This is a genomic window from Peptostreptococcus sp. MV1, from assembly GCF_000758885.1.
Classification (GTDB): Bacteria; Bacillota; Clostridia; order Peptostreptococcales; family Peptostreptococcaceae; genus Peptostreptococcus.
Genome location: NZ_JRNB01000121.1, coordinates 18,354 through 27,073, shown reverse-complemented (window position 1 = coordinate 27,073; position 8,720 = coordinate 18,354). Strand labels below are relative to the sequence as shown.

Here is an 8,720-nt window from a genome sequence, read left to right as displayed (position 1 = left end):
CGCATAAATTTCGGATTTTATTCATCAACGCTAGTTGACAAAGAACCATAAAATTGAAATAGCATCACTAATCCACATTATCAACAAGAAATCCTCAGTATTTCCTCAAATATTTCTATTAACTTTACTCAAAAACTACTGAATTGTTTTCAAAGGCCTTAATCATGGCCTGGCTGTATACATCATAGCCCTTATCTCTAAAATTCTTTCCACCATCTTGGAAAGTCTTTTCTATGGCTATACCAATTCCTGCAACTTGAGCTCCTGCCTGGTCACATAATGAAACCAAGCCCTTTAGGGCCTGACCTGTAGCTAGGAAGTCATCTATTATCAAGACCTTGTCATCTGCTGATAAGAAGTTCTTATCAACCTTTATATCGTACTCTTTCTTCTTTGTGTACGATACTACCTTACTAGTATATACATCATCTGCAAGAGTAAGAGATGCAGACTTTTTGGCGAATACTAGGGGTAGCTTGAAGTATGTCGCTGCTGCAAAGGCAATAGCTATACCCGACACCTCTAGTGTAAGTATCTTAGTAATTCCCTTGTCCTTGAAGTGGTCATAATAATCCTTGCCCATCTCCATAAATAGTTCTGCATCTATCTGGTGGTTTAGGAAGTTGTCTACCTTCAATATATTACCATCCAAGACTCTACCTTTTTTCAAAATCATATCTTCTAATAGTTTCATTATATTCCCTCCTGCCCTCTAAGGACTTACTTTTTTTCTCCTGTCAACCAAGACAATATTTAGTATCAAGGCTGCTATGGTACCTGTTGAAATACCTGATGATAGAACCATCTTTAGGGCATTTGGTAGGCCCTGTAGTATTTCAGGTTTTACTGTTACGCCTATACCTAGGGCAAAGGCAACAGATATTATCAATAATTCACGATCACCCAAGTCAATTGAAGCTAGGGTCTTTATACCCTGGGCTGCAACTAGACCAAACATAATCACACCAACACCACCCAAGACTGGAGAAGGCATTACTGCAATTAGAGCACTCAACTTTGGAAATACTCCTAGTATGGCTAATATTATACCAGCAATTATCATTACATGTCTACTAGCTACCTTAGTTAATGTAATTAAACCTACATTCTGTGAAAAGGCAGTGTTTGGGCCTGCTCCAAATAGACCTGATATCATAGAACCGACACCGTCGCATAGGACACCTGCTGCAGCTCTATCACTATTTATTTTTTCATGAGAAGCCTCACCGATTGCCATCATTATACCAACTGTACCTATAGTAGAAACTACATAGGCTGGCACAAAGGAAAGGGTAGAAGCCATATCAAAATGAAAGCCATAACGTAAAATATTTGGTATTGCTATCCAGTCTGCATTAGCTACGGATGTCAAATCTACCATACCCATAGGTATACATACTAGGTAGCCAAATACCATGCCTATAAATACAGCTGCTGTTGATAGCATTCCCTTACCAAAGTGGTTCAAAAATAAGGTAAACAACATGATTACAAAGGCTACGCAAAGATTCTTCAAAGAACCATAGTCAGCTGCCCCTACACCACCTGCTGCCCAGTCTATACTAACTGGCAATAGGGTGATACCTATCAAAGATACCACTGTACCTGTGATTAGTGGTGGAAAAAACTTCATTAGCGGCTTTATAAACCTACTCAAAATAATTTCTACTAGAGAACCTGTTATTGTAGCTGCTACTATACCGGCTATACCAAACTTGGCTCCAACACTAATTGATGGATTTACAAAGGTGAAGTCGGTACCCATCATACCGGAAACCCTAGACCCTATTGGACCTAGTCCCTTTGACTGCAATATTGTTGTGATTCCTGATGCAAATATAGTTGCACCGACCATTAGGGTAGTTTGCTCAACGCTTAGTTTCAGTGCTGCACAAACAACTAGAGGCACAGCTATTATACCTGCAAAGGCCGCTAGTATATGCTGTAGAGCCAACAAAATAGACACGCCAAGTGGTGGCACTGACTCTATTGAATACTTTAGCTCTTCCCTCTTACTGGACTGGCTTACCTGGTCCACGTTTACATTCATTTCTTCCATTATTCCTCCTAAAAATACCTAATAAATTTGAATATCTAGACTTTTATATTTAGCTATTATATCTAAAAATACGAAAATTGTCACCACTTATAGTGAATATTATTCATATTTTTTTACTTTTTTTGCAAATTAGCTAATTATCCATACATAAATTCACCATATTCACATACAATGGCCTCTTCAGACAAAAATATATTTAAAGGGGCCAACCTTACTGGTCAGCCCCTAGCCCTATTTAGGCTAGCCTAAGATACTAGCCCTTATTTTAATTTTTATGTTTTTATTTTGACTTGTCTACACTTTTATTTTTCTATAAAGAAACTTATTTCTGCTTCCACACACAGGTCCTGACCACAATAGATCTTACCTGCACCTGTCCCATAGTTTCTTCTCATCTTAGTTATTTCCACATATATGTCCAGCCTGTCTCCAGGAACTACCTCTCTTCTGAATTTGGCGTTTTTTATGCCTGAGAAAAAGGCAAGCTTGCCCTTGTTTTCTTCCATTGATAGGATAGATACTGCCCCTGCCTGGGCCATTGCCTCAACAAGCAGGACTCCTGGCATTACATTATGGTCTGGAAAATGTCCGGTAAACCAAGGCTCTGATGCAGTTATACACTTTATTGCATGAACGCTCTTGCCTATCTCCATTTCCTCTACCCTATCTATCAGTAGAAATGGATACCTATGTGGTATTATTTGTTTTATTTCTTCTATATTCAACATATCTTCACCTACTCGCTGTACTTTTTAAATAGGAGACTTGAGTTGTGACCACCAAAACCTAGTGAGTTTGATATGGCTGTTGCTACTTCTTGGTACCTAGTTCCACCTGCTACATAGTCTAGGTCACAGTCTTCATCTTCCACCCTGTAGTTGAGTGTCTGAGGAAGGAATCCATCTCTGACAGCATAGGCACATACAAGGGCTTCTACTGCTCCCGCTGCCCCCAACATATGACCTGTCATACTCTTGGTAGACGATACGCACAGATTCTTGGCATGGTCCCCAAAGGCCTTCTTTATGGCCTTGGTCTCTATGGAATCGTTCATAGGTGTGCTAGTTCCATGTGCATTGATGTAAGCAAGTTCGTCAGGCTTTACTCCTGCCTCTTCAAGAGCCAATAGCATGGACATCTTGGCACCCTCACCCTCTGGATCTGGGGCAGTGATATGGTAGGCATCACTTGTCTGACCATAGCCTGCTATTTCACATATTATGTTTGCTCCCCTTGCTAGGGCTGAGTCTAGAGACTCTAATAAAAGTACTCCAGCCCCTTCTCCCATTACAAATCCAGACCTCTCCTTATCAAAAGGTATAGATGCCCTGTCTGTATCCTGTGAAAATGATAGGGCTGACATAGACTCAAAGCCAGACACACCTAGTTCACATATGGATGCTTCACATCCACCTGCAAAAACTGCATCCTGGTAGCCGTCCTTGATCAACCTAAAAGCATGACCTATAGAATCTGTAGATGTTGCACAGGCAGTTACACTAGAGGTACATACTCCTCTAGTTCCAAGGCATATGGATACATGGGCAGAAGCCATATTGACTATAGCCTTTGGTATAAAGTGGGACGATACCTTTCTAGGTCCCTTTTCCTGATACTTGGCATAGGCTTCCTGGATAGTTACCAAACCACCAATTCCACTACCTACTACTACACCTGTCCTAAATTTATTTTCGTCATTTATTTCATAGCCACTGCTCTCGTAGGCCTGTTTGGCTGCTGCAATTGCATATTGGACAAACTTGTCTTTTTTCTTGTGACCATCTATGGCAAAGGCCTTTGGATCGAAGTCCTTGACCTCTGCTGCTAGCTTGGCCTTGTTATTGCTTACGTCTATACCTTCAATCGGACTTATGCCATTTTTTCCGTCTTTTATATTTTCTATAAAGGTGTCTACAGAATTCCCTAGGGAACTGATTACACCAGCTCCTGTAATAACTACCCTTCTACTCATAAAAAGAATTTTCTCCTTACAAACTTATTTAGGTTTTTATAGTAAACCTATAAACCTATTTTCACTTTTGATCTATATAGATGATAGGCCACCGTCAACACTGATAACCTGACCTGTAATATATGAGGCTGAGTCACTTGCCAAAAATCCTACTATATTACCTATATCTTGAGGCTGACCTATACGTTTTAGGGGTACGGCACTAATCATACCTTCCCTAATTTGGTCTGGAATAGCATCTGTCATATCTGTCTTTATTAGGCCTGGTGCCACTGCATTTACAGTTACCCCATATGCACCTAGTTCAGCTGCCAGTGACCTAGTAAAGCCAATGACACCTGCCTTTGAAGCCGAATAGTTGACCTGGCCTATATTTCCTACCAAACCTGCTAGGGATGATATATTTATAATGCGTCCAGACTTTTGCTTTGACATCTTTCTGGCCACCTGCTTTGAACAGTTAAATATACCCTTTAGGTTAGTCTCTATTACCTGGTCAAAGTCGCCTTCCTTCATCCTCGAAAACAACTTGTCCCTAGTTATACCTGCATTATTTACTAGGACATCTATTCTACCGTGTTCCTCATATATCTTTGCAAATGCCTCTTCTACCTCCTGGTAGTCCTTGACATCAAACTTCAAAGAGAATACCTCTAGACCCTGTTGACTCATTTCATCAACTATGGCCTTGGCCTTTTCATCTGAGCTTATATAACTAAATCCCACCTTGTAACCGTCAGTGGCCAATTTTTCAACTATGGCCTTACCAATACCCCTAGAGGCACCTGTTACAAAGGCTACCTTCTTTATCTCATTCATATTAAATCCTCCAAATTTATATCCTATATTCCAAACTTATATCCTATATATTGTATATAAATTTATATATTTTACATTTAATCAGGCTAATATATATTATATAAACTATCTTGCTTAAAGATCCTGTTTAAATCTGTATAATGTCATTTAAATTTATATCTTCTATATCGGATATTTTTTGTATATTAATTACCCTTACATTCTTGTTTATTTTTTTTACAAAGCCAGATAGTGACTTGCCAGGACCAATCTCTATAAAAATCTGGCATCCATCTGCAATCATATTTTCAACGCAGTCTATAAATCTAACCGGCGAACACATCTGGTCCCTTAGGTTTTCTGCTATAGAATCTACTTCCTTATATGAGCTTCCTCTTAGGTTAGTATAGACCTCCATGCTAGGCTCCCTATAATCTACCTTGCTCAAAAACTCATCTGCAAACTTCTGGGCCGCCTGGTCTAGTATCTGAGTATGGAAGGGACCTTCCACATTTAGCCTCATATACCTCTTTATCTTGGCTTCCTTGCATTTTTCCTCAAACCTATCAAGAGCCTCAAATTCTCCTCCCACCACTATCTGGCCGGGAGAATTTAAGTTGCATACAGATAGTACCTGACCCTCTCTAGCCTGGTCAACTAGGTCTTGGATGGTTTCTAGTCCAGTCTTCATAACTGCCACCATTGAGCCACGACCTGCCGCACCTTCTTCCATGATTAGACCCCTATTTTTGACAAGGTCTATACCTTCATCGATAGAAAATACTCCTGCTGCACACAAGGCTGTATACTCACCAAGGCTCAAACCAAGACTGGCTGATACCCCTATATTGTTGGGTTCCAAAAGCCTATCCTTTAGTTCCTCATATAGGCTAAGACTATTTAAAAATATAGATACCTGACCATACCTAGTCTTTGATAGGTCTTCAAGTCTAGCAGCCTCAACCACCGAATATGTATGCTCATCCAATATATCCTTGGCCCTCTTGTATACTGGGCTAGCTATCAAGTCCCTACCCATGCCCTCATATTGAGAGCCCTGACCAGGAAATAATATCCCTATTTTTTTACTCATTCCTAACCTATCCTTTCACTATCTAAATATCTAGTCCCTTGACTACCTCTGAATAACCCTTCATTAGGTCTTCTATTATTTCCTTGCATGATTCTGTCTTTTTTACCAGACCTGCTATCTGGCCTGCCATGACTGAACCATTGTCCACATCGCCATCTACTACTGCCCTCCTCAAGGCACCAGCACCGAATGCTTCCAAGTCTTCTGGGCTACTTGCCCCCTCTTCCATGGCCTTGAATTTCTTGGCAAACTTATTTTTGATTACCCTGACAGGGTGGCCTGTTGAATTTCCGGTTGTTATGGTAGATGTGTCCTTGGCCTTTAAGACCTTGTCCTTGTAGGCTTGGCTGACATTACATTCATGGGCTACCAAAAACCTAGTTCCTAGCTGGATTCCACTAGCACCTAGACAAATTGCTGCAGCAAAACCCCTACCATCCGCTATTCCACCCGCAGCTATGACTGGCAGTGATACAGCATCTACTATCTGTGGTATCAAGGACATAGTGTTGGTTACACCTACGTGGCCACCTGCTTCAGCGCCCTCTGCTATCATGGCTACAACACCATCATTTCTTTCCATCCTGATAGCCTGAGCTACTGATGGTACTACTGGTATTATCTTTACTCCATGCTCGTTTAGTTTACTAAAATACTTGCCTGGATTACCTGCCCCAGTCACTACTATTTTTACGCCTTCTTCTATCACGGCATCAACTACCTCATCGATAAATGGACTGAGTAACATGAGGTTTAGGGCAAAAGGCCTATCTGTAAGTGTCTTTACTTTTCTGACCTCATTTACAACCCAATCTTTGGGTGCATTGCCTGCTGCTATGATTCCGAGACCACCTGCATTTGATACGGCAGCCGCTAGTTCAGCATCTGATACCCAGGCCATTCCACCTTGAAAAATAGGGTAGTCTATGCCCAATAAAGTACATATTTCCTTGTTTTTCATGGCTATTACTTTACCTTTGCTATGTAGTCAGCTATCTTCTGAGGAGTTCTCAATTCTTCTATAGCTTCGTCTTCTACCTCTATATCAAATTCATCTTCAATTTCTGTCATTATATCCATTACGTCTAATGAATCCGCTTCTAATTCTTCCTGAATGTCACTGTTGTCCTTTATATCTTCTAATTCAATGTCTAACTGGTCTGCTAATATTGCCTTTATCTTTTCTATCATTTTTATATTCTCCTTTTAACATTCTTTATTGTTTTTTATTTGATTTTTCTTTGTATCTATACATATAAATACATTTTTACTATATCTATTGCTCTTATCTATAAAAGTAAAATATTGCCTCTTACTTCTTTCTTATCTTGAGTAAAAATCCACCATAGCTAAGTCCACCACCAAAGGCTAGGGAAATAATCCTCCTGCCATCGATTTGTTCAAGCTTCCTATCCGGCAAGACCTTCTCAACTAGCTCATTTAGGGCTAGTGGTATACTGGCCGCTGATGTATTTCCATATTCATCTAGGTTTACAAACCACCTGTCATCTGGTATCTGGCTCTTTAGGGCTAGTGTTTCGATTATCCTTTTATTGGCCTGGTGTGGCACCAAAAATTCTATATCATCCTTGGATATACAGTTGCTTTCCAATAGCCTATCTATAACCTTGACCCCTACATCAGTAGCAAACTTATATATCTGCCTACCATTCATACCTATAAATGGATGCCTCATTTCTTTTAGGCTATCCCTTGAGTCAAGAGTAAGATACTTTTTCTTGTCATATTTGCCTGCCAGATATGTATCCTCTATTTCTAACCTGTAGTCTAGACTAGAGCTTACACTATCATCTGCAAGGTCCGAATTTTCTAATACGGCACATCCTGCCCCATCGCCAAAGAGGATGCAGGTAGACCTATCCGACCAATCGACAAACTTTGACAATCTCTCAGCTCCTATAACTATGGCGTAGGCTATCTTCATACTTGCCATAATTGACCTAGCAACTGCCATGCTGTATACAAAGCCACTACAAGCTGCATTCAAGTCAAAGCATATCGGATTTCCATTTAGCCCCAACCTTCCTGCCATATTGAAGGAAGATGCCGGGGTCTTGGTATCAGAGCTCACACTGGCAAAAATCACCAAGCCTATCTTGGACCTATCCATATCTAGTTTATCTAGGGCAGATTCACAGGCTCTGGTAGCCATCTCTTCAGTAGTGATATCATCACATATATGCCTAGTCCTGATACCTGTCCTCTCTTGTATCCACTCGTCGTTTGTATCTACAATTTTGGCAAAGTATTCATTATCTAATATCTTTTCTCCAGCATAACTTCCAGTAGAAATTATGTTAATTGTCATTTTTTCCTCCATATTCTCTGATGAAAAACTCATTGATATTTTTAAGGGCCTGTATCAAGGCTGGTTCTTCTTCCAGCTTCAGGTCCACCATCAAATGGTCAATCATCTCATCATGAAAATTCCTGTGAATTTTTTCAGCAAGTACTCCCCTCCTAGTCAGGCTACATACAACTATTCTCCTGTCTCTTGGGTCTCTTTCTCTGACTACATAACCCTTCTTTTCTAGCTTGGTCATGGCTGTAGTTAGGGTACCCATTGTGACCTCCAATATATCTGCTATTTCAGACATCATCTTCCTATTGCCAATTCCAATTGCCTCTATTACATGAATCTCTGTTATAGATAGGTCCTTAATACCTCTCTTTTTCAGTGACTTTTCTTCGATAGTTAGTATATTTTTAAATAGTTCAACTATTATTCCATTTATGACCTGACGACTGTCCTCGTAATTGCTATTTTTTTTATCCAT

10 protein-coding genes are annotated in these 8,720 nt (G+C 40.1%); all 10 read right to left on the bottom strand.

The window, feature by feature from the left end; all coding sequences use genetic code 11:
* Positions 1 to 124 precede the first annotated feature (124 nt).
* The 10 genes from HMPREF1639_RS08875 to HMPREF1639_RS08830 all read right to left on the bottom strand — a co-directional run bounded on the left by HMPREF1639_RS08875 (position 125) and on the right by HMPREF1639_RS08830 (position 8,720).
* Entirely contained in the window at positions 125 to 694 is a 570-nt protein-coding gene (locus HMPREF1639_RS08875) for a xanthine phosphoribosyltransferase (protein WP_036765755.1), read from the bottom strand.
* Between the two features lie 18 nt (positions 695 to 712).
* Entirely contained in the window at positions 713 to 2,059 is a 1,347-nt protein-coding gene (locus tag HMPREF1639_RS08870) for a nucleobase:cation symporter-2 family protein (protein WP_198021087.1), read from the bottom strand.
* Positions 2,060 to 2,361: 302 nt separating this feature from the next.
* A complete protein-coding gene (fabZ, locus tag HMPREF1639_RS08865; RefSeq protein WP_036765753.1) occupies positions 2,362 to 2,787 on the bottom strand; it encodes a 3-hydroxyacyl-ACP dehydratase FabZ in 426 nt (141 codons plus the stop codon).
* A gap of 8 nt (positions 2,788 to 2,795) precedes the next feature.
* Positions 2,796 to 4,031, bottom strand: coding sequence for a beta-ketoacyl-ACP synthase II (fabF, locus tag HMPREF1639_RS08860; protein ID WP_036765751.1), 1,236 nt, complete (start codon positions 4,029 to 4,031; stop codon positions 2,796 to 2,798).
* Between the two features lie 72 nt (positions 4,032 to 4,103).
* Complete coding sequence (fabG, locus tag HMPREF1639_RS08855; protein ID WP_036765750.1) at positions 4,104 to 4,850, bottom strand: 3-oxoacyl-[acyl-carrier-protein] reductase; 747 nt, start codon at positions 4,848 to 4,850, stop codon at positions 4,104 to 4,106.
* Between the two features lie 127 nt (positions 4,851 to 4,977).
* Positions 4,978 to 5,922, bottom strand: a complete 945-nt coding sequence (locus tag HMPREF1639_RS08850; RefSeq protein WP_036765747.1) for an ACP S-malonyltransferase — start codon at positions 5,920 to 5,922, stop codon at positions 4,978 to 4,980.
* A 22-nt stretch (positions 5,923 to 5,944) separates the two neighbouring features.
* On the bottom strand, positions 5,945 to 6,883 hold the full coding sequence (gene fabK / locus HMPREF1639_RS08845; protein WP_036765744.1) for an enoyl-[acyl-carrier-protein] reductase FabK: 939 nt from the start codon (positions 6,881 to 6,883) through the stop codon (positions 5,945 to 5,947).
* A gap of 5 nt (positions 6,884 to 6,888) precedes the next feature.
* Positions 6,889 to 7,113, bottom strand: a complete 225-nt coding sequence (locus HMPREF1639_RS08840) for an acyl carrier protein (RefSeq protein WP_036765742.1) — start codon at positions 7,111 to 7,113, stop codon at positions 6,889 to 6,891.
* Positions 7,114 to 7,234: 121 nt separating this feature from the next.
* On the bottom strand, positions 7,235 to 8,251 hold the full coding sequence (locus HMPREF1639_RS08835) for a beta-ketoacyl-ACP synthase 3 (protein WP_036765740.1): 1,017 nt from the start codon (positions 8,249 to 8,251) through the stop codon (positions 7,235 to 7,237).
* A complete protein-coding gene (locus HMPREF1639_RS08830; RefSeq protein ID WP_036765737.1) occupies positions 8,241 to 8,720 on the bottom strand; it encodes a MarR family winged helix-turn-helix transcriptional regulator in 480 nt (159 codons plus the stop codon). The genes HMPREF1639_RS08835 and HMPREF1639_RS08830 overlap by 11 nt, the downstream gene beginning before the upstream one ends.